Source organism: Pseudidiomarina homiensis (assembly GCF_003987225.1).
GTDB lineage: Bacteria > Pseudomonadota > Gammaproteobacteria > Enterobacterales > Alteromonadaceae > Pseudidiomarina > Pseudidiomarina homiensis.
The window spans coordinates 1,841,450-1,867,351 of the sequence record NZ_PIPX01000001.1; the positions used below are offsets into that span (position 1 = coordinate 1,841,450).

The 25,902-nt window shown below is 48.8% G+C and carries 31 protein-coding genes; 20 read left to right on the forward strand and 11 right to left on the reverse strand.

Annotated features, from left to right (window positions below):
- The first annotated feature begins 20 nt into the window (after positions 1 to 20).
- The 5 genes from CWI70_RS08825 to CWI70_RS08845 are packed head-to-tail and all read left to right on the forward strand — an operon-like array spanning position 21 to position 2,359.
- Positions 21 to 332, forward strand: a complete 312-nt coding sequence (locus tag CWI70_RS08825; protein WP_126772425.1) for a hypothetical protein — start codon at positions 21 to 23, stop codon at positions 330 to 332.
- Entirely contained in the window at positions 325 to 591 is a 267-nt protein-coding gene (locus tag CWI70_RS08830; RefSeq protein ID WP_126772428.1) for a hypothetical protein, read from the forward strand. The genes CWI70_RS08825 and CWI70_RS08830 overlap by 8 nt, the downstream gene beginning before the upstream one ends.
- The gene (locus CWI70_RS08835) at positions 588 to 1,070 is read left to right on the forward strand and encodes a rod shape-determining protein (protein ID WP_126772431.1); all 483 of its coding nucleotides are present in this window, start codon (positions 588 to 590) and stop codon (positions 1,068 to 1,070) included. The genes CWI70_RS08830 and CWI70_RS08835 overlap by 4 nt, the downstream gene beginning before the upstream one ends.
- 9 nt (positions 1,071 to 1,079) lie before the next feature.
- A complete protein-coding gene (locus tag CWI70_RS08840) occupies positions 1,080 to 1,421 on the forward strand; it encodes a hypothetical protein (RefSeq protein WP_126772434.1) in 342 nt (113 codons plus the stop codon).
- 11 nt (positions 1,422 to 1,432) lie between these two features.
- Positions 1,433 to 2,359: a hypothetical protein gene (locus tag CWI70_RS08845; protein ID WP_126772437.1), complete on the forward strand. Its 927-nt coding sequence runs from the start codon at positions 1,433 to 1,435 to the stop codon at positions 2,357 to 2,359.
- On the opposite strand, the gene CWI70_RS08850 is transcribed toward CWI70_RS08845, so the two are convergent.
- Positions 2,356 to 2,997: a hypothetical protein gene (locus tag CWI70_RS08850; protein ID WP_126772440.1), complete on the reverse strand. Its 642-nt coding sequence runs from the start codon at positions 2,995 to 2,997 to the stop codon at positions 2,356 to 2,358. The two genes, CWI70_RS08845 and CWI70_RS08850, sit on opposite strands and share 4 nt — an antisense overlap.
- A gap of 211 nt (positions 2,998 to 3,208) precedes the next feature.
- Complete coding sequence (locus tag CWI70_RS08855; RefSeq protein ID WP_126772442.1) at positions 3,209 to 3,778, reverse strand: TetR/AcrR family transcriptional regulator; 570 nt, start codon at positions 3,776 to 3,778, stop codon at positions 3,209 to 3,211.
- A 95-nt stretch (positions 3,779 to 3,873) separates the two neighbouring features.
- Between CWI70_RS08855 and CWI70_RS08860 the strand changes: the two genes are divergently transcribed.
- The 5 genes from CWI70_RS08860 to CWI70_RS08880 all read left to right on the forward strand — a co-directional run bounded on the left by CWI70_RS08860 (position 3,874) and on the right by CWI70_RS08880 (position 6,075).
- Positions 3,874 to 4,317 (forward strand): cupin domain-containing protein, encoded by a 444-nt coding sequence (locus tag CWI70_RS08860; protein ID WP_126772444.1) that lies wholly within the window; start codon positions 3,874 to 3,876, stop codon positions 4,315 to 4,317.
- Between the two features lie 61 nt (positions 4,318 to 4,378).
- The gene (locus tag CWI70_RS08865; protein WP_126772446.1) at positions 4,379 to 4,714 is read left to right on the forward strand and encodes a hypothetical protein; all 336 of its coding nucleotides are present in this window, start codon (positions 4,379 to 4,381) and stop codon (positions 4,712 to 4,714) included.
- Positions 4,715 to 4,918: 204 nt separating this feature from the next.
- On the forward strand, positions 4,919 to 5,164 hold the full coding sequence (locus CWI70_RS08870) for a GlsB/YeaQ/YmgE family stress response membrane protein (RefSeq protein WP_126772448.1): 246 nt from the start codon (positions 4,919 to 4,921) through the stop codon (positions 5,162 to 5,164).
- A gap of 54 nt (positions 5,165 to 5,218) precedes the next feature.
- A complete protein-coding gene (locus CWI70_RS08875; RefSeq protein ID WP_126772451.1) occupies positions 5,219 to 5,470 on the forward strand; it encodes a hypothetical protein in 252 nt (83 codons plus the stop codon).
- Positions 5,470 to 6,075: a hypothetical protein gene (locus tag CWI70_RS08880; RefSeq protein ID WP_126772454.1), complete on the forward strand. Its 606-nt coding sequence runs from the start codon at positions 5,470 to 5,472 to the stop codon at positions 6,073 to 6,075. Before CWI70_RS08875 ends, CWI70_RS08880 begins: the two co-directional genes overlap by 1 nt.
- On the opposite strand, the gene CWI70_RS08885 is transcribed toward CWI70_RS08880, so the two are convergent.
- Positions 6,072 to 6,707, reverse strand: coding sequence for a cation efflux transmembrane domain-containing protein (locus CWI70_RS08885; RefSeq protein WP_126772456.1), 636 nt, complete (start codon positions 6,705 to 6,707; stop codon positions 6,072 to 6,074). The genes CWI70_RS08880 and CWI70_RS08885 overlap by 4 nt on opposite strands.
- Before the next feature lie 61 nt (positions 6,708 to 6,768).
- On the opposite strand from CWI70_RS08885, the gene CWI70_RS08890 reads away from it, so the two are divergent.
- Positions 6,769 to 7,452 (forward strand): DUF6920 family protein, encoded by a 684-nt coding sequence (locus tag CWI70_RS08890; protein WP_126772459.1) that lies wholly within the window; start codon positions 6,769 to 6,771, stop codon positions 7,450 to 7,452.
- Positions 7,453 to 7,558: 106 nt separating this feature from the next.
- Here the strand turns inward: CWI70_RS08890 and lpdA are convergent, their stop codons facing one another.
- Both lpdA and CWI70_RS08900 read right to left on the reverse strand, forming a co-directional pair.
- A complete protein-coding gene (lpdA, locus tag CWI70_RS08895; RefSeq protein WP_126772462.1) occupies positions 7,559 to 9,703 on the reverse strand; it encodes a dihydrolipoyl dehydrogenase in 2,145 nt (714 codons plus the stop codon).
- A gap of 11 nt (positions 9,704 to 9,714) precedes the next feature.
- On the reverse strand, positions 9,715 to 12,105 hold the full coding sequence (locus CWI70_RS08900) for a TonB-dependent receptor (RefSeq protein WP_157980890.1): 2,391 nt from the start codon (positions 12,103 to 12,105) through the stop codon (positions 9,715 to 9,717).
- 29 nt (positions 12,106 to 12,134) lie between these two features.
- Here CWI70_RS08900 and CWI70_RS08905 point away from each other — a divergent pair, with 29 nt between their 5' ends.
- The 3 genes from CWI70_RS08905 to CWI70_RS08915 all read left to right on the forward strand — a co-directional run bounded on the left by CWI70_RS08905 (position 12,135) and on the right by CWI70_RS08915 (position 14,134).
- On the forward strand, positions 12,135 to 13,052 hold the full coding sequence (locus tag CWI70_RS08905) for an AraC family transcriptional regulator (protein ID WP_126772466.1): 918 nt from the start codon (positions 12,135 to 12,137) through the stop codon (positions 13,050 to 13,052).
- 115 nt (positions 13,053 to 13,167) lie between these two features.
- Positions 13,168 to 13,707, forward strand: coding sequence for a carboxymuconolactone decarboxylase family protein (locus CWI70_RS08910; protein WP_126772469.1), 540 nt, complete (start codon positions 13,168 to 13,170; stop codon positions 13,705 to 13,707).
- 7 nt (positions 13,708 to 13,714) lie between these two features.
- Positions 13,715 to 14,134 carry a hypothetical protein gene (locus tag CWI70_RS08915; RefSeq protein ID WP_126772471.1) on the forward strand — a complete coding sequence of 140 codons (420 nt, stop codon included), beginning with the start codon at positions 13,715 to 13,717 and terminating at the stop codon, positions 14,132 to 14,134.
- Here CWI70_RS08915 and CWI70_RS08920 read toward each other — a convergent pair.
- From CWI70_RS08920 to CWI70_RS08935, 4 genes are all read right to left on the reverse strand, one after another.
- Positions 14,131 to 14,871 (reverse strand): SAM-dependent methyltransferase, encoded by a 741-nt coding sequence (locus tag CWI70_RS08920; protein WP_126772474.1) that lies wholly within the window; start codon positions 14,869 to 14,871, stop codon positions 14,131 to 14,133. The genes CWI70_RS08915 and CWI70_RS08920 overlap by 4 nt on opposite strands.
- Positions 14,852 to 16,522, reverse strand: coding sequence for a putative bifunctional diguanylate cyclase/phosphodiesterase (locus tag CWI70_RS08925; RefSeq protein WP_126772476.1), 1,671 nt, complete (start codon positions 16,520 to 16,522; stop codon positions 14,852 to 14,854). The genes CWI70_RS08920 and CWI70_RS08925 overlap by 20 nt, the downstream gene beginning before the upstream one ends.
- 73 nt (positions 16,523 to 16,595) lie before the next feature.
- Entirely contained in the window at positions 16,596 to 17,447 is an 852-nt protein-coding gene (gene yghU / locus CWI70_RS08930; RefSeq protein WP_126772479.1) for a glutathione-dependent disulfide-bond oxidoreductase, read from the reverse strand.
- 92 nt (positions 17,448 to 17,539) lie between these two features.
- The gene (locus CWI70_RS08935) at positions 17,540 to 18,055 is read right to left on the reverse strand and encodes a BON domain-containing protein (protein WP_126772482.1); all 516 of its coding nucleotides are present in this window, start codon (positions 18,053 to 18,055) and stop codon (positions 17,540 to 17,542) included.
- A gap of 146 nt (positions 18,056 to 18,201) precedes the next feature.
- Between CWI70_RS08935 and CWI70_RS08940 the strand changes: the two genes are divergently transcribed.
- The 5 genes from CWI70_RS08940 to CWI70_RS08960 are packed head-to-tail and all read left to right on the forward strand — an operon-like array spanning position 18,202 to position 21,526.
- Positions 18,202 to 18,663 (forward strand): YccF domain-containing protein, encoded by a 462-nt coding sequence (locus CWI70_RS08940; RefSeq protein WP_126772485.1) that lies wholly within the window; start codon positions 18,202 to 18,204, stop codon positions 18,661 to 18,663.
- A 27-nt stretch (positions 18,664 to 18,690) separates the two neighbouring features.
- Positions 18,691 to 19,725 carry a saccharopine dehydrogenase family protein gene (locus CWI70_RS08945; protein ID WP_126772487.1) on the forward strand — a complete coding sequence of 345 codons (1,035 nt, stop codon included), beginning with the start codon at positions 18,691 to 18,693 and terminating at the stop codon, positions 19,723 to 19,725.
- A gap of 25 nt (positions 19,726 to 19,750) precedes the next feature.
- A complete protein-coding gene (locus tag CWI70_RS08950) occupies positions 19,751 to 20,704 on the forward strand; it encodes a phospholipase A (protein ID WP_126772490.1) in 954 nt (317 codons plus the stop codon).
- Between the two features lie 10 nt (positions 20,705 to 20,714).
- Positions 20,715 to 21,191 (forward strand): hotdog fold domain-containing protein, encoded by a 477-nt coding sequence (locus tag CWI70_RS08955; protein ID WP_126772492.1) that lies wholly within the window; start codon positions 20,715 to 20,717, stop codon positions 21,189 to 21,191.
- Positions 21,188 to 21,526 carry a zinc ribbon domain-containing protein YjdM gene (locus CWI70_RS08960; RefSeq protein WP_126772494.1) on the forward strand — a complete coding sequence of 113 codons (339 nt, stop codon included), beginning with the start codon at positions 21,188 to 21,190 and terminating at the stop codon, positions 21,524 to 21,526. The genes CWI70_RS08955 and CWI70_RS08960 overlap by 4 nt, the downstream gene beginning before the upstream one ends.
- On the opposite strand, the gene CWI70_RS08965 is transcribed toward CWI70_RS08960, so the two are convergent.
- On the reverse strand, positions 21,523 to 22,098 hold the full coding sequence (locus tag CWI70_RS08965; protein WP_126772496.1) for a gamma-glutamylcyclotransferase: 576 nt from the start codon (positions 22,096 to 22,098) through the stop codon (positions 21,523 to 21,525). The genes CWI70_RS08960 and CWI70_RS08965 overlap by 4 nt on opposite strands.
- 154 nt (positions 22,099 to 22,252) lie before the next feature.
- On the opposite strand from CWI70_RS08965, the gene CWI70_RS08970 reads away from it, so the two are divergent.
- On the forward strand, positions 22,253 to 24,835 hold the full coding sequence (locus CWI70_RS08970; RefSeq protein ID WP_198677672.1) for an EAL domain-containing protein: 2,583 nt from the start codon (positions 22,253 to 22,255) through the stop codon (positions 24,833 to 24,835).
- Here the strand turns inward: CWI70_RS08970 and CWI70_RS08975 are convergent.
- Complete coding sequence (locus CWI70_RS08975) at positions 24,832 to 25,836, reverse strand: hypothetical protein (RefSeq protein WP_126772502.1); 1,005 nt, start codon at positions 25,834 to 25,836, stop codon at positions 24,832 to 24,834. The two genes, CWI70_RS08970 and CWI70_RS08975, sit on opposite strands and share 4 nt — an antisense overlap.
- Positions 25,837 to 25,902: the final 66 nt, after the last annotated feature.

Sequence of the window (25,902 nt, forward strand, 5' to 3'; positions counted from 1 at the left end):
TGTGAAAGGAATAGCAGTCAATGAAAAGGCTTTCGTACATAGCTCCGCACAAGGCTGGTGTGGTATGCGGAATGGTTGCAGCAGGAGTATCGGTTGTAATTTTGTTCCCGCTATCCATTTTAATGGCTGTTATTTCTGCTATTAGTGGCGCAGACGGTGGTGTCGCTGTCACGTTCGGGTTCTCCTTATTTAGCATAACGCTCGCCCCTTTGTTTTACGGTATTACCACGTACATCTTTGCGCTCATTGCGGCATGGATGTATAACCTTGTCGCGCAGAAAACCGGCGGCATTGCTTACCGTACGGAACAAGAACAGGAACAGAATGTTTAAGTTTTTATGGAACGCCGGCGCCACCACCAATTGGCAAACGGATATTGTGGTCGCTGATTTACAAGATACCGATGAACGCGAGCTCTTGGTAAGCCTCGATGGTCACCCTAAGGGCCTCAGTTATGTCATTGACTGGTCCAGTGATGAGCGTGTGGAGGTCACAGGCTTCGACTTCAACAATTTACTTAGCTTTAAAAGTACCCAACGTGTTGGCGATCTGGTAGAAGCCGAAATTCGCCCAGGATTAGTTAGCCAATGATATTCAAAGCACTACGCAGCCTATTCTCGTTTGATGTTGTGGTCGAATTAAGTCAGCAACGCATCACTATGCGGCGCTTCGACAATCACGAAGGTTTTGAATACGAGCCATGGATTGCCATATCTAATGAAAACAACAAAGAGAAGATTAAAGCGATTGGTAAAGCTGCACGCGAAATGACAGATCCGAACCTAAAGATTGAGAATCCATTCCTACATACGCGTAGCTTTGTCGCGGACTTTTTGTTGGCAGAAAAGGTATTACAGTACGGCATTTTCGAGATTCATAAGTCAAAAATTCGGCCGTCACCGCGTGTTGTGATGCACCAGCTAGAGAAAACCGAAGGTGGTTTGACGGGTATTGAAGATCGTGTGTTACGTGAATTGGCGTTGGGCGCTGGCGCCCGCGAGGTCGTTGTTCATATTGGCGCCAAAGTAAATACGCGCACGACCACATTTGACGATTTAAAGAACGCCTAGAGAAAGGTTATGAAAAAGTATTTAGCTATTTTTATCATCGCCCTCGCCGGTCTTGTCGGTTGTAGCCAGCCCGTGCCAAATGAAAAGCTCGATTACGTTGGTGAATGGCGAAGTCCAGAGATGTACCTGTTGATCTTAGCTGACGGCACTGTTGCTTATGAGCGGTTAAAAGATGGCGGCAAAGTGAGTATTAACGGACCAATGAAGAGCTTTAAGGGTAATGATTTTGAAGTTGGTATTGGTCTGTTCGCTACCACCTTTGAAGTGAGTCAACCGCCCTACCTTGAAAACGGCAAATGGTACATGGTTGTCGATGGGGTTAAGTTGAAGAAGTCATTAGAAGAGCTTTAGGTAATGATGCCATGCGATTCGTCTTCGGGGTTATTTTAGTACTTACAACGGCGATCACTATTTGGCTGATGACGCTCAACTCGCCGTCACCCGATCCTGACGTTAGCGAGCTATCGACCAGTGTGGAGCTGTCACGTCACGAGCGGAATTCTAACGAGGAGAATACCGCACAGCCAGAACTTGCGAGGACAAATGACACCATTGAACATAAGGATTTGAGCTTGGTCGAACAAGCCCTATTACGTTTTCCGCACATTTCGGCGCATGAACTCGAAGCTATTTTTGCTAATAATCCTGAGCTAAAAAAGATAAGAGTCGACTTTATCATCGCTCTGATAGAGAGGGGCGATATGGCGGCCGACGAGTTGATTACGAACTTCCGTTTTTGGGGACCCTATACGGTTGCACAGTCTGCTGCGGGCAATGCGCCTCACGATTTGACGCTCGATCAATTCAACAAACTCATAGAGCTAGGTGCCGACGTGAATGGTGAGAAACTTTGGCGTATCGTCATGGCTAAACAAACAAATGGTAAAGTTCTGGATAAGTGGTACACCCATGCGGCGCTTGGGCCAGAAGTTCATAAGGAGTTATTTGGCAATGCGATCACTTTTGGTAATACCGCGCTCTATGACTTTTTAACGAATGGGGTGGGTACGCAGTTGGTACTTAACGAGGAAGAGGACAAGTACATCTCCGAATTGACGAATGAGGTGAAGGGATCTTTAGACGGATACGCGCAACTTAAGCAACAACTCGATGAAACAAGCGATGCTAAAAAGCATCTACAGCGGCAGAACCTCATCAATCGACTACAACGTTGGCACGGTCAAGCGCAAATACTGAAAGCTATGAGTGACGACGAAAGTGAGCGCGCCGAACTTGAACAAGTTGCGGCGCAGCTCAGCCAAAAACTCAAAGAGTTTGCACAACATTAATAGCAACTCACGTTAGGATTCCACGGTGAGTATAATCCGGCTGGGTTATTCTCAAATAGCCAGATATGCAGCGCATAATGTGGCGGAAAGCCATGAGCTTCGTCGACCCAGGTGGTTTCTGGGTTGTCATGCAGGTAGTAAAAGTCCTGTCCGCCGAACTGCGGCACATTATTCCAATATTCACCGTTATCCGAGGGAATAAGATGCGCGAACACCAATTCTTCCACGGCCGCTAACGACAAGTTATTTCGGCAAGCCTCATTGCTCAGTACTTCGCCGGTAGAATAGGTGCAGCTGGGCATGTCTTCTTTGGGTATGTACACCAGCACATTAGGATTCTCAAAATCGACGTCGGGCTCGCCAAAGCCCGCCAGTTGCACGAAATGAATTCCCATTGCGCCAAGTTGGCTGGGGTGTCCACCACCTGTTGCTGTCGAGCAGCCTGCGCCCATATCGACCGAGCTAATGTAGCCCGCTTGCAGAGCGACCTCGACGTCGCGGTATTGATTGGTTGCAGCGATCACGCGGGCAAGCTCTGCGCTTTTGCCTTGTTGCGCACCATCGCCGGAAGTCTGAGCCACGCTACTGGTTGGCATCGTTGCAGCCATAGCAATTGCCAAGGGTAGGATAAGTTTCATGCGTATTCCTCCTTTCTGTTAGGACATAACAGCTTCCGAAGAAACATAATTAGTGACACTGCACGGAAACTAATGACATAGTATATGACACTAAGGCATATATTGCGCAATTTTATTTCTGGAAATGACTCAAGCTGCGAATTTTTCGAAGAAAAAAGTCGCTGCCGGAGCAAAGTGGAATGTTCATCTACGAGGGTTGGCCGTTAACGTGCTAGTGCTGTGCTGCTAGATAATCCAGGCTTTGCTTCAGTACCAACTGCGCACACTGAATTGACATGTCCAGATCGAACTCAAAAGACATTCGGTAGTAGTGCCAACTGCTTGCACTCATTACGTAGCGTAGATTAGCAGCGGTCATTGTAATGTCGCGTTCATTTGCCTTTGGAAAGCTCTGTGCCAATAAAATAGTTAACGATCGAAGTCGCTGCTTAGCTGTGGTTGCAAGTACTCGGGGCAAGAGGTCGGCACTCAGTAGAACCTCTACCTTGCGCGGCTGTGCGTCCAATTTGTTGAAAAGGGTGGCAACATAGTTTGGCAATGCATCAATTGATGAGGGGATATCGGGGAGCCCTAGTTCGCTGTAGAGTCGCTCAGTTAAGGCATCAAGAAAAGCATCACGGGAGGTAAAGTGTCGAAACATGGTGCGCTGTGAGATATCAGCATGTGCGGAAACCATTTTGAAACTTAACTCGCTGATATCATGCGTTTCAATTAACTCGCAGGCCGCATCGAGTAAAAGTTTAACGGTAAACGCAGCCTTTTTCTCTAATAGAGCACTCATAAACACCTTTAATGTCATTATGTATGTCAGTTTGACTTATCGTAGGGCATTTTCTACATTTAAGCCACCGCTATTTACGTGGGGAGAGAAATTCAATGTCTACGCGTTCTGTGATTATGCATGATAACCAAGGTGAGTGGCTAAATGTATTAGGTATGCGAGTGAAGTTTCTTTGTACGAGTGAAGACACTCAGGGCCGTTATTCAAGCTTACTTAATACGGTGCCCAAAGGTTTAGGTGCTCCGCCTCATAAACATCCCTGGGATGAGGCATTTTACGTACTCAAAGGTGAGGTAGAGCTGCAAATTGGCGACGAACGACACCATTTAGCTGCAGGCGGGTATGTGCTTGTTCCCGCGAATACGGTGCACGCCTTTAAAGGGTTGTCGGACGAAGAAGGTTTGTTAATTGCATTCGAATCTCCGAGCCATTCACATCTCTTCTTCAAAGAAATTAACGACACCATTCAAGCGATGCCAGACGATCTTGATAAAGTATTGGCTATTGGCGAACGACATCAGGTAACAATGGTGAATTAAAACAAAATGTTATAGGGTTGTTGTTAGCGTTAGCCGCATAAATCAATAGAGGAAGTTAAAAATGCAACGAAGACAATGGATATGGATGGTTGGACTGCTGTGCGGTTCAGCGTTGGCACAAGATTACAATGTAGCTGTTGAGGTTATTGATAAGGATGAAGTCATTGCTTCACCAACGCTGATCGTGAAAGAAGGTGAAGAAGCCGCGGTATCCGTTTCAAACACCTTTGATTTGAGTATGACGGTACGCAAACAAGATGCGTTCTACGCAGTGACAACGCGTTTAAAGACCAATCAAAGTGATATTTCCCCGAGTCTACTCATAAAGCCGAATGAGCCAGCGTCAGTCATGATTGGCTCTACGGGACTACGTTTAACGATTACAGATCAGGACTAATATGCGTTTACTTATTGGGATTGTACTTGCGCTTGCGGCGACGCTATTGCGACGAACAAGAACAAAATTAGCGCAAAAATTACAAGAGTTTGGTTCAAGTCGTTAAAACGTAAAGAGCTCGTCAACACCTACCAAAATTCAACTTCTTTGCTATGTTTAAGAGTGAGTTATCTCAATCACCTATAGCAACAGAAGGAAATTCCAATGAGCTTTTTATGGTTTTTATTGGTAGGTCTTATCGCTGGCTGGTTAGCAGGAACGCTGGTTAAAGGCGGTGGTTTCGGCATTTTGGGCAACATTGTTATCGGCATTATAGGTGCCATGTTGGGCGGTTTCTTGTTCGGCTTACTCGGCCTCTCAAGTAATGGTGGGCTGATTGGTAGTATTGTTGTAGCCACTATTGGCGCTATTGTTTTACTCGTCATTGTACGCGCGTTGAAAAAAGCTTAGCGCTCCTTCCTGTTTCGATTGCATTTGCCATGCCAGTCATTAACATGATTCGGCATGGCTAAACCTCGCAAAAAACAACCGCTTCGTACGGTTCAAATCAGCTGCAACAAGTGTCGAACGCCTTTATATAAATACCGCAAAGGCGGTAAAGGCGCACTGGTGAAGTGTTTTGTTGAACGTATTGTGGAAGATCACACAACCGAGGTCGGGATATGCCCTGGCTGCGGGCAGGAATTTGCCCGTGAAACAATGATCCGTGGTACGCCAGCCTATAAAATAGTTGGCGGTAAAGTGATGGTGAAATAATGAAGATCAAATTGGCGATTTTGGCCGCACTCGTAGTGGCAGCGATTTGGGCAGTGCTTGCCAATAAACCAGCTCAGCAAGGGCAAAGTGCTATTTTAAACCTTGAGTCTGAGCGCAACTTAGAGAGTCCGCAACCGCTGGCTTGTGTACAGCTCAGCGAGGTTACCGCCAAGCATAATCCAGTCGACCTGATCGCGGGTGTAGCGCAGTGCATCGAACAAGAAAACTACCTACAGGCCGCTGATCTTTATACGGTGGCGATGACTTATGGCTTTTACGATACCCTGCGCGTCAGCGACCAAACGGCGCACCAAGCGCTGATGGTGGTTCGCATGAACGCATTCACCAAGGCTCAACAAAGTGAACTGGTGAAGTTGCAAGAGGCAATTGCTACGCGCATAGAAGCACCAGAACTGTGCGGGCAGCTACAAAGTTTGGGTGCGCCGCAATACCACCCTGATTACATGATTAAGCACGGTATGGAAGCTTTTAGTGCAATGCCTGAAGAGAAAGGCGGCTTGATTGCCGACTTTGATGGCCCAGCCGCATGGCAGCATGCACTGCAAACTGTACCTAAGTGCGTTTCTGAAGCTGCTACAGACTAACCGCAGCAGTCTTCGATTTTGTCAGCTTCGCCACGGCGTACTTGCAGGGCGTTGCGCACAATCCCAATGGCTGAGACGATAACGATTGCGGCGATAACGAGCGCAATAAGTAAGTCTGGCCAAGCGGCATTTTGTGAACTGACCAGCAGCGCAGAGAAGATGACACCAGTATTTAAAAGCATGTCGTTGCGGGAGCAGATCCAACTTGCGCGGATATTGATGTCGCCATTGCGGAAGCGATAGAGCATTGCAAAGCAGATCACGTTTACCACCAAAGCGAGAAGTGCCACTGACAGCATAACATCTGCGCTGGGCGCGCTGCCAAATAGAAAACGTTTAATCACATCGAGTACGACCAATGTCGCCAGCACGAGTTGTAAGCTGCCGTTCAACAAGGCTGCATTGGCTTTGTGTTTTAAGGTTTTGCCAACGGCATAAAGACTTGCCGAATAAACGAGGGCGTCGGCCAGCATATCCAGTGAGTCAGCAATCAAGCCACTCGATTGCCCTATCCAGCCAGCAATGAACTCGACGAAAAACATCACCGCATTCAGAATTAATACGGTCCAAAGTAGCTTGCGTTGGGCGCTGTCAATTTGTGCTTGGCTATCAATGCCGCAGCAACTGCTCATGGTTATTTCCAAATAAATGCTAAGGTAACTGTGAGCGCTATTTTAACAGGAAAGCATTGTCATGACACACGAACTTCCCGCACCGGTGCAACGTTATTTTGCGTATGCCTTGCCGCAAATAAGGCAAGTGAACGAAGCGCGCTTGCGGCAAACTGGAGTCTTACGTACCGATATGAAGCGCGATAAATGGCTGCATTTTATAGCCAAGCAACGCTTTACCAGAGGTGCGTTCGAGTGGCAGGCAAAAGTCGCAGTTTGGGGACCATTTAGTGTGGCTGTAACAGACAGTTATGCTGCTGGTGTGGGTTCTGGAAAGGTGCAGTTGTTCTCGTGGTTAACTCTCGCAGCTGAACGCGATAAGCCAGAATTAAATGAAGGTGCTCTACACAGGTATTTAGCCGAAGGTGTTTGGTGCCCAACCAATTTATTGCCCGCAGCTGGTGTGCAATGGCGTGTAGTAGACGACCACCGAGCCATCGCCAGTATTGACGATCACGGCGTACACGTGGAGCTGGAATTTACCTTTGCCGAGAACGGTGCAGTGCAAGAAATTTACACGCCAGCGCGCTTTGGCCGCTTTGGCAAAAGCTACAAGCGCTGCCCATGGCGCGGCCGTTTTGCCGATTATCGCGAAGTTCAGGGTATGCGTATTCCGTTTTTTGGTGAAGTAGGATGGCAAATAGATGGTAAGTGGGAATGGGTTTGGCGCGGCGATATTGCGGACGCAGACTATGATTTAGCTTAATCAGTCAGTAGCGCTTTGACCCGTTCTTGTAGAATCGGAATAACGTCGCACGGTCGCCCCCAACCAACTGCGTAAACGGTCGCCAGTAGGTGATCGAGTGACATGCCTAACCGCGGCGCCAGCGGTGAAACTTTGTCACCCAATTCAATAATTTCTCCGGCTTATGTGCCTGTTTCCACTGCCCCGCCACATATTTATTGGCTTCCGACATGGTTGGATAGCTGTGAATAGTGCCAAGAATCTTGTTCAGACCGATCCCTTGCTTCATCGCTAAGACATATTCGGCCAGCAGCTCGCCTGCTTGCGCTCCGACAATGTTAACGCCTAGAATTTTATCTTTACCGGGCTCGGTTAGAACCTTGATACGGCCATAATCTTGTTGGTCGGCAATGGCTCGATCCATGTCGCTGATGTCGTATTCGACAACTTCGTAGCTGACATTTTGTTGCTCTGCTGCTTGTTCAGTGAGCCCAACATTGGCGATTTCAGGCGTTGTGTAGGTCACCCAAGGGATAACTGAATAGTCTGCGCGGAAGGTCTTAAAGGGGTCAAACAGAGCGTTTACGGCTGCATACCAAGCCTGATGTGAAGCAACATGAGTAAATTGATAGGGTCCCGCCACATCACCACAAGCATAAATATTGGGAAAGTTGGTTTGCAACAGCTGATTCACGTGCACGGTTTTGTCGACTTGAACACCTAATTCTTCGAGTCCAAAGCCTTGCGTATTGGCTTGCCGACCAAGGGCGATGAGGACGCGGTCAAAAGCGAGCTCCACAGTTTCGTTTTCGTGTTCTGTCAGTAGTTTTGCTTGACCACTTTCATCCACCACAAATTTCTCGGCACGATGGTTCAAACGCAAATCCACGCCATCTTCACGTAACTGTTTTTGCAGCAAAGCACAGGTGTCAGTGTCTTCATTGCTCAGCACCCGCGGGGCCATTTCAACTAGAGTTACTTGGCTACCTAGCAACTGGAACGCTTGCGCAAGCTCACAACCTATCGGGCCACCACCTAGTACCAACAAACGTTCAGGCAGTTTACGCAACTGCCACAGGTTATCCGAGGTTAGGTAATCTACCTGCTCAAGCCCGTCAAATGGCGGAACCAGAGGCCGAGCGCCCGACGCAATGATGATACTGCGGCTAGAAATCGTCTGCTCTCCCTCTGCGGTACGCACCTTCACGTGCCAAGGTGAGGTAAGGGTCGCCTCGCCCTTCATCACGTCGACACCGAGCTCGGTATAGCGTTCAACGGAGTCATGGGGTGCGATACGCTGAATAACGTTTTGCACCTCATCCATCACGCGCGCAAAGTCGATACTTTCAATCGTGGTCTGCACACCAAGCCGCTGCGCAGCCCGAGCCTGCCGAATAGACTTAGCGACATGCAATAAAGCTTTTGATGGTACGCAGCCGGTATTTAGACAATCGCCGCCCATTTCGTTCTTCTCAATAAGCGTGACCTTGGCCTTCACCGCAGCAGCAATGTAAGCACTTACCAACCCAGCAGAGCCTGCACCAATAACGATTAAGTTATTATCAAACGAAGCTGGCTTGGTGTACCCTTGATAAACTCGACGCTTCTTCAGTAAGGTTAGAATGAGTTTCGCCATCAGCGGTACTAAGCCAAGCAATACCAGCGCACCAAGTAAGTCGGCTGACAACACATCGCCAAGACTCTCAACCTCAGCGAGCTGTGTACCGGCGTTAACATAGACGGCGGTCGCTAAAAGCATGCCCACTTGGCTGACCCAGTAGTAGGTCCAGGTTTTGATCTTGGTAAGCCCCATCACTAGGTTAATCACAAAGAATGGAAAGAGCGGTACTAGACGTAAGCTGAGTAAGTAAAAAGCACCGTCACGTTGCACGCCTTCATTGACGGCTTTTAGGCGTTGGTTAAAGCGTTCTTGTACCCAGTCGTGCAATAGCCAGCGGGCACTAAGGAAGGCGAGAAGCGCGCCAACAGAGCTCGCAAATGAGGCGAGCAAAAGCCCCCAAGCAAGACCAAAAATCGCGCCAGCACCGAGGGTCAGAATAGTGGCACCCGGAATTGATAGCGCGGTGCAAAGCACGTACAACGCAAAGTAACTACCAAACATAAGTAGCGGTTGCTTAGTAAATAAGTCGGTCAGCTGCTCACGCTGCTGCTTGAGTTGTTCTAGTGTTAGATATTGCGTCAAGTCGAAAACAAAAACACTAGCGACCAGTGCAGCAACGATTGCAATAAAGAGTAACTTCTTCAGTGACATTTAAATTCCTATTAAAAGCGATAGCTTAAGCTTAGCTGAGCATGTCGAGGTAGCGAAGGAAATGCCAAGGTGGCGCCAAAGTAACCACCCTCGAATACCGGCGCCCAATTGTCTTGATCGGTCACGTTGATAACGTCTAAGCGCGCACTCAATCGGGGGGTAAAGCGATATTGCGTGTGCAGGTTCAGCTGATGTTGGTCACGAATCATCACCGTTTGTAAAAAATCGAGCGGATAGGACTTGGTGTAGCTTAAGTCGCCGCCAAGCGACCATGCGTCTGAGACTTGCCAGCCAGCAACAGCGCTTGCCTGTACCTCGGGAACGCCTTGCAGTTGCTGATTAGACGCTGGAAAGATGGTAAAGCTCGGCGAGCCGACACCGGTTCCTGCAATGATATCGGGACGAGAGTTATCGAAAGCATCGGCAACTTGACGGGTGCCTTGAAAGGAGGCCGAATCGTCCCAGTACGCATCGATATAGCTGGCGGCGAGCGTTACCCAGTAACCTTGCTCATGGCGATAATGCCACTGCAATTCAACGCCCTCGCTGGCGATGCCGCTATTGGAGCCATCACGGTTACGCAGGCTGCGGGTTTGCTCAAACCACACCGCATCGGCGTACCAACGCGCCCCACTCGGGGCGTACTTGACGCCAACTTCGTAGAGCCGATTTTCAGTAGCAAAATTCTGCGAATCGATAACCCCAGCCGCATTCAAGACGTTGCCGCCGGCCATGGAGTTCGAGGTGGAATCGCTATCATAAGCGGTCGCATAAACCACAAGATCAGGTGACCAGTTGTACTGCGCAGCAAAACTCGCTGCGGTGAGCCAATCGCTATAACTGTCTTGTTTGGCGGTCACACCCGCTGGCGCCAGAGGATCGCGTGCTTCAACGTCATAGTAATCGGCGCGCAGGCCCAAGGTGAGGCGAAATTGCTTGGTCACCGCCCACTTTTGTTGCGCGAACAAGCCCCATTGGTAGCTGGTCGAGTCAGTGGTATCAGAAAGATTAAAATCGCCAACGCCATCGTTATTCAGATCGTATTGGGCGCCGGGTGACACAAATAAATTCGGGCGCAATTCCACCAAGCGTGCCTGCTGTTCGGCCGTTAATGGAATACGTCGTTGGTCGAGGGAGCCGGTCAAATCAATAGGGTTATCGGCTTCGGTCGTAAACTGGCTGTAACCTAGCACATCGTTGTAGCGAAGGTTTGCCCCAAAGCTGGTGTTTTCACCGTAGTGGAGCTCGACGCGATGCTCAAAGGTGTGCGCACCATCAACAATTTCGACAAAACTGTTTTGGTTAATGCCTTCGCGCTCTAGGTATTGAAAGTAGCTACGATTGAGCAATAACCAATCACTATTAAGTTGCTGCTCAATAACGGAATGCAGCAAATAGGTTTCGGCGGTGTTGGTATCTAATGGATCGGTCAGCACAGTGCTCCGATCAATTGCAACTAAACCTGTTGGGCTTATGACTGCGCCAGCGCCTGGCACATAAGAGCCGTTTGGCTGCTGTCCCTGACCGGTAATGTAGAGGTTGGCGTCAATGAGATCCTGCGTGGGCCGGTTTATGCCCGCATTATCGGTCCAATCGACGTCATAATACTCAAAATTCAACGACCAACGGGTGCTGTTGGATGGCGTCCATTCATAGGCGAGTAATAAGTCGTCGCTGCGCAGGTGGGTATAGTCGTAAAAACTGCCTTCGTCGATCACTTCTACGCTGGCGCGAAAGGCTTGACGATCTTCTTCAATGACGGTGTTGTGATCGGCCTGCCAGCGGTACTGATCCCATTCACCAACACGCGCCTTTAGTTCGGTACGTGAAGTGTCAGTGCGTGCGCGCTTCGGTAACAGGTTCACAAAGCCGCCGACCCGTTGTGTAGTGCCCAGCATTACTGGCGGTGCGCCTTTCACGACGACCATACTTTCATAAGCGTTGAGCGATAGCGGAATCCCTAAACCATTATTACCGGCTTGGCGGCGCATACCGCCAGTGAAGAGCTCGCCAAGTTGGCCGCGCATACTGGGTAATGATGGGTTACCAAATCCAGCTGCAGCATGGCTGTTAGGCGCAAACTTGGCAATATCATGCAAATCGTCGATGTTTGCCTCGCGCAAAAGCGATTCGGTGATCACTGTGGCTGAACGAGGGATATCCTGCAGTTGTTCATTGGCACCAAATACGCCCTCTACCTCTTGTTCACTCGGGAGCACAATTTCTCGTTGCTCACCGCGCACCTCAATGACTTCATCAGGCTGCTCTTGTTGTGCTGTTGCGCTTAACGGGATAAATAAGGCGGCGTAAAGGGGTAATAGTTTCAACGAAAGCTCTCCAAAACAGATGAATAGGTTTAGACTACGCGTAGACGCCTGAATAAGTTTATTAGTATCGTACATAGTATCAGCGATTTAAGAGTAGTAGGTAAATGACCGAAACGCCTGAGCAACCAACTAAAACGACGGAATCCATTGAGCTACTGCTAAGTTCTGTAGCCTTGGGGACTGAACTGCATTTTGAATCAGGTCTTTGTGGTGCTTGGTCAATTCAGGCCAAACAACCAGAAAAAGTAGGTTTTCATGTTTTATCTCAAGGTGAATGCTGGTTTGGTGTGACGGGCAATGAACACTCCAAACAACGTCTGCAAGCTGGTGATGTGGTCTTTGTAAACCAAGGTGTTTCGCACTTTTTGAGTCAACATGCGCTGCCCACCGATATGGATTTGCAACAGTTAGCGCAACATTGCATTGCTGAACACGATCAGCAAGGTATTGTTTGTTATGAGTTGCAGGATCAAGGTGAGTCAAATCAATTGGTGTTTCAGCTGTTGCCGCCATGGTTGGTCGTGCCTGCTGGACAACAAACTGAGCAACTCGCGCAGCTGTTACAGATGGTTCGTACCGAAACCCAACAACGCAAACCAGGCTATCGAACGGTATTACAGCGGCTAAGCGAAATTTTAGCTGTACAGTTGTTACGTCAAGTTATTCAGACGACGCATCACTCCCCGGGACTCTTCGCCGCGTTGCAAGACCGTGCATTAGCTCCTGTGGTTGCCGCAATACTTGCCAACCCAGGTCATGACTGGAGCGTGGAAGCAATGGCGGAACAGGCTCATTTATCGGTAAGTGCGTTTGCTGAACGTTGCGTGAAGACGACCGCGCTAAGCCCGAAAAAGCTTTTGGATGCGATTCGTTTACAACGCGCTAAATATTTATTGCGCAGCAGCACATTAGCGGTCGAGTCGATCGCATGGGCTATCGGTTATCAATCGGTGACAGCGTTTGGCCGTTTTTTTAAGCGCTACTTAGGCTGCACTGCACAAGCTTTTCGCGAACAGCGTTAAGTAACTAAATCACCTTAATACCCTACCAAATCACCGGAACCACCTTTCGGCGCTCGAAATAACGCGAAGCATTATCTAAGCTTTGCGCAATTCGAAACCTTTAAGGAGGTCAACTATGCAAAAATTTAAGCTCCATTCGATTGAGTCAGCTCCCGATGGCAGTAAAGAACGTCTGCAATCAGCGCAAGATAGTATGGGAATGGTACCCAACTTGTTCGCTGTCATGGCAAGCTCACCGCAGCTGCTGGAAGCCTATCAAACGCTAGATAGCTTGTTTCAAGAGGCGGGTTTTAACAAAAATGAGCTAACCGTGGTTTGGCAAACGATCAATGTTTACCACGATTGCCATTACTGCGTGCCAGCCCACACAGCCATTGCGAAGCAAATGGGTGCGGATGACGCTATCACAGCAAACATTAAGCAAGGTGAAGCGCTTGCCGATGACAAGCTGCAGGCATTAAGGGTCTTTACCGAACGTATGCTGGATGCTCGTGGCAACGTTGATCAGCAGGCATTTAAGGATTTTGCTGAGGCTGGTTACGAGCCCAAGCATGTGTTGGCGGTAATACTCGGTATTGCGCAAAAAACCATGAGTAACTATACCAACCATGTGGCTGAAACGCCGGTGGATGAAGCATTTCAAGACTTTAAGTGAGGGCGCTATGACAGATTCGACACAATTACAGAAAAAACTGGCGTGGAGCTTACTTGCTCTGCGCCTTGGTGTCTTCATCGTTATGTTTGTTTGGGCGCTCGATAAGTTTGTGAATCCAAGTCACACCGCCGCAGTGTTTGAGAATTTTTACGGCATCGGTGATTTATCAGCTACCTTGGCAGCGGTGCTCGGGGGTCTACAGATCGCCTTATGCGTTGCCTTTGTGTTGGGACTTTGGAAAACCCTAACCTACGGACTCATCTTTGTCTTACATGGTGTTTCAACGTTGTCGTCCATGCCTTCCTATTTCGACGCCTTCAATAACTTACTGTTCTTCGCTGCGTGGCCGATGTGGGCAGCCTGCTTTGTGTTGTTTTACCTGCGATCCTATGACCGCTTCACGTTATTTAGCAAAACCGAGCTTTAATCATCACTAGTGAGTGGTCCTTTGCAGAGGGTGCATTCACCGTCAGTGGCGGCTGAGCCTTCCACATAGCGCATGCGATGGGAGGCTTTGTCTCGATTGGCACTGAATTGATAGCTTTGCTGACGCTGCTGGGGTTTGCGGGCGATAAACTGACAGACTGCGCCACGACCATTGTGGCGATCGCCCTCATGGATGTCGCGTTCGATCTCTTGGCTGACCTGAATCGTGTAGCCTTTGAATGCGCGCTCGAGCTCGATTTTGGAAATCATTAAATCTGCGTTGTCAGGGCCACCGGTACCGCGACCAATTTGCGCAGTTGTGTAGCCTTCCAGCAAGAAAAAACCGCCGGGCTTTAGGCTCGCAGCAATTTGTTCATAAAGGTGGGCACGGCCAGATCCTGGTAAGTGGCAGAAAATAGCCACGATGCCATCGTAATGAGCTTTCGGCAGTTCTGCCTGAGTAAGATCGACGACTTCGGTTTGGATACTGACACCACGCTGCTCGGCAAGCTTGACTGCTTTCTTAAGCGCAACGCTAGAAATATCCATGGCGCAAACGTGCGCACCTAATTCAGTGAGGTAAACGGAATTGCGGCCTTCTCCGTCAGCAACACATAACACATGAGCTTGCTCGTGAGGAGCTAACAGGTCGGTTGCATGTTCTTGGAGAAAATCATTTGGAGCAGTGCCGTAGATGTATTCCTCTGTGTTGTAGCGCTCATCCCAGTTGTTGCTCATGATCTTGATGACTCCGATACCAATCGATGAATTCGTCTGCTCCTAGGGGCTTACAGAATAGATAGCCTTGCCCATAATCGCAACCAAGCTCGCGCAGGTAATTAAGGTGGGCTTCGGTTTCTACCCCCTCAGCCAATGATTTAATGCCCATCTTTTGCGCCAGCACGACGGCTGCGGCGCAAATATGACTGGCGCCCTCGTCGTCTGGTAGCGTCTTGACGAAGACTTGATCAATTTTGAGTAATGAAATAGGTAATTTGTACAAGTACTGTAGCGATGAATAGCCAGTACCGAAGTCATCAATGGATACGGTGATTTTGGCTTTCGCGAGCTTCAACAATTCAGCGACAACATCATCAATATCCTCAATGAGCGTGCCTTCGGTGATCTCAATTTCAATCCAGTTGCCATCGACGTCGTATTCACTCAACAAATCAAACAACATCTGTGAAAATCCTGGCTGCAGTAAATCGTGACCGGTAACATTGATGGCGACTTGTAAGTAAACCCCCTGTTTTTGCCAAGCGCTGGTTTGTTGAATGACTTCACGCAGAACGAATTCACTAATTTTGAGAATGAGCGTGCTGTGTTCAGCGCTGGGAATAAATTCGTCGGGTCGAATCCAACCCCTTTCAGGATGATGCCAGCGTATCAGTGCCTCAACACCAAACACTTTACCGCTTGCGAGCTCAAGTTTCGGTTGATAATGCATAAGAAAATCACCGCGCTCAATGCCTTCCGACACCTCCGCCATTAACGCTAGGTGCTTGCTAATCGTTTCGCTAACCTCTGGAGTATAAATAAAAGAGTCCATCATCTTGTCGTTGGCACGTGCGATCGCTATTTCGGCGTGCTGTAACAACGTCGCTGGTTCAATAGATAAGTCATTGAGGAAGACACCACCCAAGTGACGATTTACATAAACAGAGAGATTCTCGAAGTTCGCATTCTCGCGTAGCGTCGAAAGGCATTCATTCATGACTGCATCGGTGTCATTGGCGGCGATGTTTGGGAATAAAGCGGCAAGTTGGCCTGCGTGAATACGAAACACTTCGGGTTGATGCGCCGACATAGCTTGTAGGGCTTTAGCGTAGCTTTGAATAATCGCATCGATAACGGTAAAGCCAAACGCTGAACGTAACGCCATGCCATTGTCGATACTACAGGTGACGAGAAAATAATTCTGGGTGGTAAGCTCATGGCTGTCGCGTAGATCCTGTAGACGTTCTAAAAGTGCTTTACGGTTCGGTAATTTGCTTACCGGGTCACGGCGTGCTAATTGCTTTAGACGCTCGATGTAGCGTCGACTGGTATCACTCGATAAGCCAGCGAGCGTGCCAACAGCAACAAAATAGAAAGTGCGGTACACCCAATTAATGGTGTCTTGCATCTCCATAGTTTCAGTATTAATTGGCATCCAAGGGCCAAGGGCTATACCACCGATCAAACCAATAATAATACCGCCTTTATAACCGAAAATAATGCCGGCGATGGCGATAGGAATGTACATGGAATGGGAGTAAACGTACTTTATCCCGCCGGTAATCCAGACGAGGGCGGTCACACCGGCGACCGCCGACATCAGCACGACAATAAGGAGCAGCCGTTGTGGCTGGGTGTATTTACGAAATAGATAATTACCGATGTTCACTGGCAGCGCCTCATGGAAGTTACTCTTAACAAATAGGCGCTACCCTAAGATTTGTCTACAAATTCAACAAAGTTTAACAATTCTTTCCCGCAAAATCGGCGGCGCTGTGACGTTCCCGAACTTGTTCATTCTCGTCACCCCATGCGCGGTTAACCATGCGGCCACGTTTCACCGCAGGCCGCTCGCCAATTTCTTTAACCCAGCGCAACACATGCTCGTATTCTTGGACCTGCAAAAACTCGGCCGCATCATAGGCTTCGTTGTTCACCACCGCACCGTACCACGGCCAGATAGCCATATCGGCAATGGTGTAGGTGTCTCCGGCAATATAGCGGTTCGCAGCGAGTTGACGATTCAGGACATCAAACTGTCGCTTCACTTCCATGGTGTAACGGTTGATAGGGTATTCGTATTTGTCTGGTGCATAAGCATAGAAGTGACCGAAACCACCGCCTAAAAAGGGTGCCGCACCCATTTGCCAAAATAACCAATTCAAGGTTTCGGTGCGTTGTGCAGGGGTGGTGGGCAAAAACGCACCAAATTTCTCAGCAAGGTAAAGCAAGATTGAACCTGACTCGAACACTCGCGTCGGCGGTTGTGTGCTGCGGTCTAATAGTGCTGGAATTTTGGAGTTCGGGTTGAGCTCGACAAAGCCACTGCTGAATTGCTCACCTTCGCTAATATCAATCAAAAAAGCGTCATATTCTGCGTCGGTGATACCTGATTCTAAGAGCTCCTCTAGCAAAATGGTGACTTTAACACCATTTGGCGTGGCGAGTGAGTAGAGTTGCAGCATGTGCTCACCAACCGGCAATTCTTTGTCGTGCGTTGCACCAGCGATTGGACGGTTTATTTTCGCAAACTTGCCGCCGCTTTCTTGGTCCCATGTCCATACTTTCGGGGGGTGGTAGATAGCATCACTCATTGATCAACCTCCATAAAAAAAGTCCGTATTCAGCATAACCGAATACGGACTTTTTAGATCAATCAATTGCCGTTAGTTTTGTATCGATGCACTTAGTTTTGTACTTCGATATCGTTTTCAACGGATTGCACGCCTTCAATACCTTCAGCGATTTGCGCCGCAAGATCCGCAATGTCTGCGCTTGCAACAATGCCACTTAGAACCACGTTACCATCGATGGTTTCCACATTGATGTTCATGGCTTCGATCTGGTCCGCTTCAACCAGTGCAGCTTTGACGCGGCCGGTAATGGCAGCATCGCTTAAAAAGTCGCCCGCTTCACCGGCAGCTTCTTTGGTTTCGTCCCATGCATCACCAGCTGTATCCTTGGTTTCGTCCCAAGCATCACCAGCAGCATCTTTGGTTTCATCCCAAGCATCACCGGCGGCATCAGCGCCTTCTTCAGCAGCTTCCTCGGTTTCTTGAGCGGCTTCATTTGCTGCTGCTTCGGTTTGCTCCATTGCTTGTTCGGTTTGATTCTCTGCCGACTCTTGCTCGGCTTGGCTACACGCCGCTAGGGTCAAACTCGAAAATAACGCCAATAAAGCTAAACGATTCATTTTTTTCATCTAATAACCCCCTGTTTTTAGTTAACTTCCGTTGTTAAATGTAGCTCGTATTTACAATTTTGCGAGATTATTTACCCCGAATTTGCGTTACGCTGGGACTGTGCGAAAGTAAAGTGGTTAAAGTTATTAAAATAACGAGGTAACGAATGGCGCTTCTCGGTAATATACTTTGGTTGATATTTGGTGGGTTTGTCATGGGCCTTGGCTGGTGGCTGGCCGGATTAATCGCTTTTATCTCGATTATCGGTATTCCATGGGGTAAAGCTTGTTTTGTGATCGGTCGGTTTGCATTTTTACCGTTCGGTTATGAGGCGATGAGCCGGCGCGAACTCACTCAAAGAACGGATATTGGTACCGGTATTTTTGGTTCCATCGGCAATATCCTGTGGCTTATTTTCTTTGGTTGGTGGCTGGCGCTTGGTCATTTAGTCGCTGCACTAGGAATGTTTATTATCATTATTGGTATTCCGTTTGGAATCCAACATTTGAAGCTAGCCATGATCGCCTTGTTGCCGATTGGCCAGACGATCGTTCCGAAAGAAGTAGCGAAAGCCGCGCGGCAAAAAAATGCTGAGTCATACGTTAATAAAGTACGTAACGAAAAGTAACAGCGAAACACAAATCAGGAGAACAACATGTCGTGGATGATCTACGGAGCTTACGGCTACACCGGAGAGTTGGTGGCCGCATACGCTAAAGAATGTGGGCAAACGCCGTTACTTGCCGGACGCAATGAACAAAAGTTAAAAGCTGTTGCCGACAAGCTCGACTTGCCTTATCAAGTCGTGAATCTTGAAGACCCTGTTGCTTTGCGCCAAGCCTTGGCTGAGCAACAGGTGGTCGTGCATTGTGCAGGGCCATTTGACGTGACTGCTGCGCCGATGATGGATGCTTGCATCGCGACGCGCACGCATTATTTAGATATCACTGGAGAGTTAGCTGTATTCGAGTTGGCACATAGTAAACATGATGAGGCAAAGCGAGCGAATGTGGTGCTCTGCCCTGGTGTTGGCTTCGATGTGATTCCCACTGACTGTGTTGCCGCGCAATTGAAGGCCGAGATGCCCGATGCTACAGCGCTGACGCTGGGTTTCGATTCAGCATCACGCATGAGTCGCGGTACGGCAAAAACCAGCGTCCGAAGACTAGGTGAAGGCGGCGCTGTACGGCGTAACGGTAAGATCGAAACGGTGCCACTAGCGTATAAGACGCGCAAAATCGATTTTGGTAACGGTGAAAAGCTGGCCATGACGATTCCTTGGGGAGATGTTTCAACGGCTTATTACACCACCGGCATCGGCTCGATCGAAGTGTATATTCCGGCCTCGCCTAATCTGGTGAAACGCTTAAAACGCATGAATTACTTCCGTTGGCTGTTACGTTTCGAGTGGATGAAGAACTGGCTCGAGAAAAAGATCGAGCAACAACCCGCTGGGCCCAGCGAAAAGCAGCTTGAACAAGCTCATACTTTTGTATGGGGTGAAGCCACCAATGCTGAGGGCAAAGTGATCAGTAAGCGAGAAAAGGTAATGAATGGCTATAAGCTAACCAGTCGTGGTGCGGTTGATGTGACATTGTGGTTACTTGAACATAACCCTGAGGGTGGTTATTACACTCCGGCCAAACTTTGTGGTGCGGAACTTATCGAACGTTATCGAGTGACGGACTAATTTCGGCGAAGAAGGAAAGCAAACCATGCGGTTATGGGTGAGTGCGCTAGTGCTTGGGGTTGGTTTGATGAGTACGTCGGCTGTTGCTGATGATGCGGCAAACGAAGAACCACAACAAAGCAAAGGTTTAAGTTGGCAAGAGTTTGATACCGAAGACTTAGTCAGTCGTTTGTGGGAGCTTGATGAAGAGCATAAGCGTGGGATTTTTCAGCTACGCACCTATGAACCGAACTTTATCTTGCCAATCCACCATAGTTCGGAGATTAACACGCAGCCGGAATCACCCTCGCGAGGGCCATCTTCAGAGACGCTTAATAGCTACAAACCGAACGAGGTGAAGCTACAGATCTCGTTGCGAACCAAGTTATTCGAAAACTTGCTGTTGCCGAACGCTGACTTGTGGGTTTCGTACACGCAGACGTCGTTATGGCAAGCTTGGAATGGCGATGAGTCATCGCCGTTTCGGAGTACCAATTACAATCCCGATGTTTTTTACATTGTACCCTGGTCTGATGATTTAGATTTTATTCCTGGTCCGGCTAGAGTGCGCTTTGCCAAAGTGGGCTTTGCGCATGAGTCCAATGGTCAAACGAAGCCTGACTCGCGTAGTTGGAACTACTTTCACTTTGGCGGCGCGGTGCAATGGGGGGACTTGTTATGGGAAACCACCTATAAGCAGCGTGTCAACGAAACCGGTGATGATGACGATAACCCGGATTTGATTCGCTTTCGCGGTAACTTTGAAAACCGTTTTTCTTGGCGCAATGACCTGAGTACCTACAGCGTGACCCGAATCACGCGCGAACTGTCGTGGGATCGCGGTTCATGGCAGCTGGACTTTACCCATCCAGTTAACAGCAATAAGCCTGATGGTCTGCGCTTTTATATTCAGTTTTTCTCTGGTTATGGCGAAACGTTAATTGACTATAATCACCGCCAAAACCGTATTGGCATTGGCTTTTTGTTGTTGAATATCTAAGGCTTAGGTAATGAGTGAAAATTATCTATTAAAGCTCTACCACAAGTGTTTGCGTTATCCGTTTGGACGGCAGCTATTTAGTGCGTTTTTTGCGCGAAAAGCTCCTTATTTCCGCAGTATTAAACCGCTGATCACGGAATTACAGCCGAATTTCTGCGAGTTGTGTTTTAAGAAGCGCAAGGCGGTCGAAAATCACATTGGTACTGTACATGCCATTGCGCTATGCAATGGCCTCGAAATGGCTATGGGAGCTTTAGCAGAAGCCAGTATTCCTAAGCATTTACGTTGGATCCCCAAGGGAATGACAGTAAACTACACGGCCAAAGCCGACAGTGATATTCGCATCATCGCAGAGACCCCTGCCGATGCTTGGCGTGAAGGTGACTTACCCGTGCAAGTGAAGGGTTTTCGTGCAGATGGCACAGCGGTCATTGTCGGCGAAATTATGATCTATATTTCCGCCAAACCGAAAAGGAACCCAACGTGAGCCAACTGCCAGCCTGTCCGAAGTGCGATTCGCCTTATACCTACGAAGATGGTCCAATGCTGGTCTGCCCCGAGTGCGCGCATGAATGGTCCGCCACCGAACCGACAGCACCAGCACAAAAGGTTTATCGTGACGCCAACGGTAATGAACTGGTTGATGGTGATACCGTCACGGTCATCAAGGACTTAAAGGTGAAAGGCTCATCGCTGGTGGTGAAAGTCGGTACCAAAGTCAAAAACATTCGCCTTACTGACGAAGGTGACCATGATATCGACTGTAAAATCGATGGCATAGGCCCAATGAAACTCAAAACCGAGTTTGTGAAGAAAGCCTAACCTTGCTGCAGTAGCTTTTTTAATTCCGCTTCAATGGTGAACACGTGTTCGTCGTGTTCGCCCAACGCTCTTAAAGCATCGGCAAGTTTCAGCAAATACTCACTGTTTGGTCCACTTGGCCCCGCCGAGTTGGCAATCTGTGTGGCAATTTCAGCTTCGCTTGCTGGGCCTAAGTACGCCGCGTTATCAGGTCCTGCAACGTACACTAAGCCCTCTACGGTGGCGGGTTCATCAAGCCATGCAAAGGTCGTGAAAAAACGTAGATAACCATTCTTTTCACGATGATCAAGGTGGGCGAATACGTCAGGGGTAACTTCGTAAGCCATTCCCGCACATCGTGCCTCGGGAACTTCAATGAGGGTTGCCACACGCCCCGGAGCTTCGGGCGTACCTCGATGATCATGGGAGCCTTGCCAGAAACGTCGTTGCCAGCCGTGAATAACCGCAGGATGGCGTTGTAGATAGGGAAAGTCGGCCTTGTAAATCAAAGAACCATAGCCAAACAACCAAACGCTTTCGAGGTGGTCAAGAGGCTGTTGCTGCTGATTAATAGCGATAGTGTTGTGCGACATGGCGGACTCTTTACCTGCGACGAAGGAGAAAGTCAGTCTAACAAAACGCTTCGGCAGTTGCGAAAATACGCTCGCTAAGCACGTAATACTTGGGCAGAAAGCAGCTTTATCTGCTATAGATAAAAGTAACTTCTATCGAGGAAACAAAATCTTCATGCCGCTTGTTGTTCGGCCCTATCTAGCGCCACTCTTACTTGCCGCTTTCGCCTTTTTTGCTGTGTCGCCTGTGGCAGCACAGCAAGTACTTCGTGTCGGTGCCTATGAAAACCCACCCAAGGTAACTATCGACGAAGATGGAAAACTTTCTGGCGTTTTCGGCGAAATTCTCTATGAAATTGCTGATCGTGAAGATTGGCAAATCGAGATTGTTCCGTGTTCGTGGTCGCAATGTTTGCAGTTTCTGGCGGCGGGCGAGATCGACCTTATGCCGGATGTTGCGATTACCGATATCCGTGACGAAACTTTCCTGTTTCATGAAATTCCTGTTCTACACAGTTGGTCGCAACTCTATGCCCAGTCCAGCGGAACGGTTACCAGTTTAATAGAACTGGATGGCATGCGAGTTGCGGTATTACGTGACTCAGTACAAAGCCAATACTTGCAGAACTTAGTACGTAATTTTGGTATTAATGTACGGTTTGTTCCGGTCGGTTCGTTCGATGAAGGATTTGCCGCGGTGCTGGCGGACCGTGTTGATCTTGTCGCGGTGAATCATCTGTATGGTGATCAGCGTGCGCGTGAACTTGGTATGAAAGCAACGCCGGTGATGTTTCAGCCAAGCCGTTTATTCTTCGCCACTGCGCCGAAGGCTGAGCTGCGGCCGGTGTTAAATAGCGTCGACCGTTGGTTGGCAACGTGGCGTGCTGATACCAATTCGCCTTATCACACGATGATGCAAAAGTGGGGTGTCTATGCCCCTGCTGAAGTGTCTCCTCTCGCACCATGGTTGCTCCCTGGACTAGTAGGGTTACTCGCTTTCGCAATTCTGGTGGTTGCGTTTCTACGCCATCAAGTGGTCCGCAAGTCGCGTGCATTACTTGAAACCGAGCAACGCTCTAATGTGATTTTAAACTCGGTCGAAGCCTACATTTTCGTAAAGGACGCCCAGTTAAAGTACCGTTACGCCAACAAGCGCGTTTGCGAACTGCTGGGCGAAACGGAAGAATCGATTATCGGCAAGTCAGACTTCGATCTGTTCGACGAGGTTACCGCAGAATACCTACGTGACAATGACTTAAGAGTTATCGAGTATGGTGAGCGGCTAGTCGATGAGGAACACAACACGACCCGTGAAGGTGATACTCGGCAGTTTTTGTCGGTGAAGATCCCACTGCGGGACGCCAACGAAAACATTTATGCGCTCTGCGGTATTTCGACCGACATTACCGAGCATGTACGTATTCAAGAACAGCTTAATCAACTGGCATATTACGATGGTATTACGGGTTTAGCGAATCGTAAGTTACTTATTCAGCAATTGGATCATGCCTTGGCGAGTTACCGTCGAACCGGTTTCGAAGGTGCAGTGTTAGCGGTCGATTTGATCGACTTTACGCTGGTCAATGACAGCATGGGTCACCCTGTTGGAGACCGGCTGCTGCGAGCTGTTGCTGAACGCCTAGAGCGAAGTATTGAAGATACCGATTTTGCGGCGCGCTTGGGATCCGATGACTTCGTGGTCGTGCTCGAAGACTTGGGCCCGGACCGCAATGAAGCGATTCTAACTGCCCGGCGTTTGGCAAATGAATTGGTGGAAGCAATCCAAGAACCAATAGATTTAGGGGTACGTAGCCACACCACGGCGGCCTGTATCGGCATAAGTATGTTCTCTGATAGCAATGGTGGTGCCGCTGAAACCATAAAGAATGCTGATCTCGCATTAAGTGAAGCGAAGCGTTTAGGTACGGGCTCCATTCGATTATTCAATCCGGAAATGCAGCAGTCAATTAATCGGCGACTGCATTTGGAGACGGCATTGCGGCGCGCCATCGACGAGCGTCAATTGGAGCTTTATTTACAGCCCCAGGTGAATAATGAAGGCAGCGTGACGGGCGGTGAACTGTTGCTGCGCTGGCAAGATGAAGAGTTCGGTCAAGTGCCGCCTAGTGAGTTTATACCGGTAGCTGAAAGCAGTGGCTTGATTGTTCCGCTAGGGAACTGGGTGATTGAACAAGCCTGTGTGCTGTTGCAACAGTGGGCAAATGATACCAAGCTGTGTGACTTACAATTAGCTATCAATATTAGCCCCAAACAGTTTCGGCAAGCGGCATTTGTCGACTACGTGGCATCTTGCTTACAGCGTTATCAGGTTCCTGCCGGCCGTTTGGAGCTTGAGATCACCGAAAATATGTTGATTGACAATGTCGAGCTGACAATTGAGCGGATGTCGAAACTAGGTCGCTTAGGCGTGCGCTTTTCGCTCGATGACTTTGGTACCGGCTATGCGTCATTGGCGTATTTGAAGCGTCTACCTATCTACCAGTTGAAGATCGATCAATCGTTTGTACGCGATGTACTGACCGATGTGAATGATGCGGTGATTGTCGAAACTATTGTTGGTTTGGGTGAAAGTTTAGGCTTAGAAGTGGTCGCGGAAGGCGTTGAAACTGACAGCCAAGCTGATGCGTTGCGTCAACTAGGCTGTCGAAAATTCCAAGGTTTCTTATATGGGCGCCCGCAACCCGCAACGCATTGGGTGGAGCGCTTTAAGCAGTCGTTGGCGATTTCTGACGTTTAACGAATAGCCGGTACGCTTGTCGATAGACGTTGCGGCAACGCTTTCACCAATGAACTGCGTAATGGATGCCAAAACACGGCAAGTAATAACAGTCCGCTGCCGACCACTAAGCCAATTAATGCCGTACTCACTGAGACGAGGCCATAGCTGTTGAGCAGTGCACTGAAGACATAAATGACGTACGACAATGCCGATACCATCAGGGCGCGGCGATCAATGACCAAGGATACGCCCGCTAGCACCAAATAAACCAAAATAGTCAGCAAGGCTTGCGCTAAACCGACATTCATATCGTTGCCGGCAAGGGTGACGAAAATCGGATGGACGAGGAGTGGCGCGGCAAGTAAGTGCAACCAAAAAGCCACATCAGCTCGGCGAGTTTGGCGTTCCAAGTCACTACGGTCCCAGTACAAGGCTAACGAAAACACTGCGAGTCCCGCGACAAACAAAATGACTTTGAGTAACTCGTCAGAAAAGGCAAAAGCCCAAGCTAATAACGAAACGATCAAGCCTACGGTGGTCGCCGCACCTGCAGCGAGCGTAATGGGCACACGAAAACGAAACCAGTGAGCACAAGCGACGATCGTGGTGGGTAAGAAGGCTAACAAGGGCACCACAGGAGACTCCTGCCAGATGTCCATCAAACTAATGAAGACCCCAGCAAAAACACCGGCAAGACAGGCAAATAATAAAACGATCGAAGGTAGTGCCATCCGTCGTTTGCGGGTGAAGTATTCAGCGAGAAGCCAACTAGCGATAGCAACGGCACCGCCGCCTAACCATGGTGCGACAAGATTACCCAACGTCCATAAAGCGGCAAGCGCTAACACTGCAGCAATGACTACAAAAATATCGTTGAAACCGCTAACTAAACGAAAATGTTCTTCGTCTTGAAAATGTGTGGCGCGTTGGCGTTCTACGTAATCACGTAGAGCGTTGGCGTCCTTGTCGCTAATCACGCCCGCAGCAACGGCGGAGCGTAAATCGTCATCACTGTACATGATGTATTTCCTCTGTTTGGGTCTGTTGCTAAACATTCACCTCTTTTAGATTGGCAAAAAAATGAC

What these genes read in the sequence shown, in the direction of transcription:
- CWI70_RS08825 (WP_126772425.1), top strand. Translation starts at nt 21, where the DNA reads ATGAAAAGGCTTTCGTACATAGCTCCGCACAAGGCTGGTGTGGTATGC.
- CWI70_RS08830 (WP_126772428.1), top strand. Translation starts at nt 325, where the DNA reads ATGTTTAAGTTTTTATGGAACGCCGGCGCCACCACCAATTGGCAAACG.
- CWI70_RS08835 (WP_126772431.1), top strand. Translation starts at nt 588, where the DNA reads ATGATATTCAAAGCACTACGCAGCCTATTCTCGTTTGATGTTGTGGTC.
- CWI70_RS08840 (WP_126772434.1), top strand. Translation starts at nt 1,080, where the DNA reads ATGAAAAAGTATTTAGCTATTTTTATCATCGCCCTCGCCGGTCTTGTC.
- CWI70_RS08845 (WP_126772437.1), top strand. Translation starts at nt 1,433, where the DNA reads ATGCGATTCGTCTTCGGGGTTATTTTAGTACTTACAACGGCGATCACT.
- CWI70_RS08850 (WP_126772440.1), bottom strand. Translation starts at nt 2,997, where the DNA reads ATGAAACTTATCCTACCCTTGGCAATTGCTATGGCTGCAACGATGCCA.
- CWI70_RS08855 (WP_126772442.1), bottom strand. Translation starts at nt 3,778, where the DNA reads ATGAGTGCTCTATTAGAGAAAAAGGCTGCGTTTACCGTTAAACTTTTA.
- CWI70_RS08860 (WP_126772444.1), top strand. Translation starts at nt 3,874, where the DNA reads ATGTCTACGCGTTCTGTGATTATGCATGATAACCAAGGTGAGTGGCTA.
- CWI70_RS08865 (WP_126772446.1), top strand. Translation starts at nt 4,379, where the DNA reads ATGCAACGAAGACAATGGATATGGATGGTTGGACTGCTGTGCGGTTCA.
- CWI70_RS08870 (WP_126772448.1), top strand. Translation starts at nt 4,919, where the DNA reads ATGAGCTTTTTATGGTTTTTATTGGTAGGTCTTATCGCTGGCTGGTTA.
- CWI70_RS08875 (WP_126772451.1), top strand. Translation starts at nt 5,219, where the DNA reads ATGGCTAAACCTCGCAAAAAACAACCGCTTCGTACGGTTCAAATCAGC.
- CWI70_RS08880 (WP_126772454.1), top strand. Translation starts at nt 5,470, where the DNA reads ATGAAGATCAAATTGGCGATTTTGGCCGCACTCGTAGTGGCAGCGATT.
- CWI70_RS08885 (WP_126772456.1), bottom strand. Translation starts at nt 6,707, where the DNA reads ATGAGCAGTTGCTGCGGCATTGATAGCCAAGCACAAATTGACAGCGCC.
- CWI70_RS08890 (WP_126772459.1), top strand. Translation starts at nt 6,769, where the DNA reads ATGACACACGAACTTCCCGCACCGGTGCAACGTTATTTTGCGTATGCC.
- lpdA (WP_126772462.1), bottom strand. Translation starts at nt 9,703, where the DNA reads ATGTCACTGAAGAAGTTACTCTTTATTGCAATCGTTGCTGCACTGGTC.
- CWI70_RS08900 (WP_157980890.1), bottom strand. Translation starts at nt 12,105, where the DNA reads ATGTACGATACTAATAAACTTATTCAGGCGTCTACGCGTAGTCTAAAC.
- CWI70_RS08905 (WP_126772466.1), top strand. Translation starts at nt 12,135, where the DNA reads ATGACCGAAACGCCTGAGCAACCAACTAAAACGACGGAATCCATTGAG.
- CWI70_RS08910 (WP_126772469.1), top strand. Translation starts at nt 13,168, where the DNA reads ATGCAAAAATTTAAGCTCCATTCGATTGAGTCAGCTCCCGATGGCAGT.
- CWI70_RS08915 (WP_126772471.1), top strand. Translation starts at nt 13,715, where the DNA reads ATGACAGATTCGACACAATTACAGAAAAAACTGGCGTGGAGCTTACTT.
- CWI70_RS08920 (WP_126772474.1), bottom strand. Translation starts at nt 14,871, where the DNA reads ATGAGCAACAACTGGGATGAGCGCTACAACACAGAGGAATACATCTAC.
- yghU (WP_126772479.1), bottom strand. Translation starts at nt 17,447, where the DNA reads ATGAGTGATGCTATCTACCACCCCCCGAAAGTATGGACATGGGACCAA.
- CWI70_RS08935 (WP_126772482.1), bottom strand. Translation starts at nt 18,055, where the DNA reads ATGAAAAAAATGAATCGTTTAGCTTTATTGGCGTTATTTTCGAGTTTG.
- CWI70_RS08940 (WP_126772485.1), top strand. Translation starts at nt 18,202, where the DNA reads ATGGCGCTTCTCGGTAATATACTTTGGTTGATATTTGGTGGGTTTGTC.
- CWI70_RS08945 (WP_126772487.1), top strand. Translation starts at nt 18,691, where the DNA reads ATGTCGTGGATGATCTACGGAGCTTACGGCTACACCGGAGAGTTGGTG.
- CWI70_RS08950 (WP_126772490.1), top strand. Translation starts at nt 19,751, where the DNA reads ATGCGGTTATGGGTGAGTGCGCTAGTGCTTGGGGTTGGTTTGATGAGT.
- CWI70_RS08955 (WP_126772492.1), top strand. Translation starts at nt 20,715, where the DNA reads ATGAGTGAAAATTATCTATTAAAGCTCTACCACAAGTGTTTGCGTTAT.
- CWI70_RS08965 (WP_126772496.1), bottom strand. Translation starts at nt 22,098, where the DNA reads ATGTCGCACAACACTATCGCTATTAATCAGCAGCAACAGCCTCTTGAC.
- CWI70_RS08970 (WP_198677672.1), top strand. Translation starts at nt 22,253, where the DNA reads ATGCCGCTTGTTGTTCGGCCCTATCTAGCGCCACTCTTACTTGCCGCT.
- CWI70_RS08975 (WP_126772502.1), bottom strand. Translation starts at nt 25,836, where the DNA reads ATGTACAGTGATGACGATTTACGCTCCGCCGTTGCTGCGGGCGTGATT.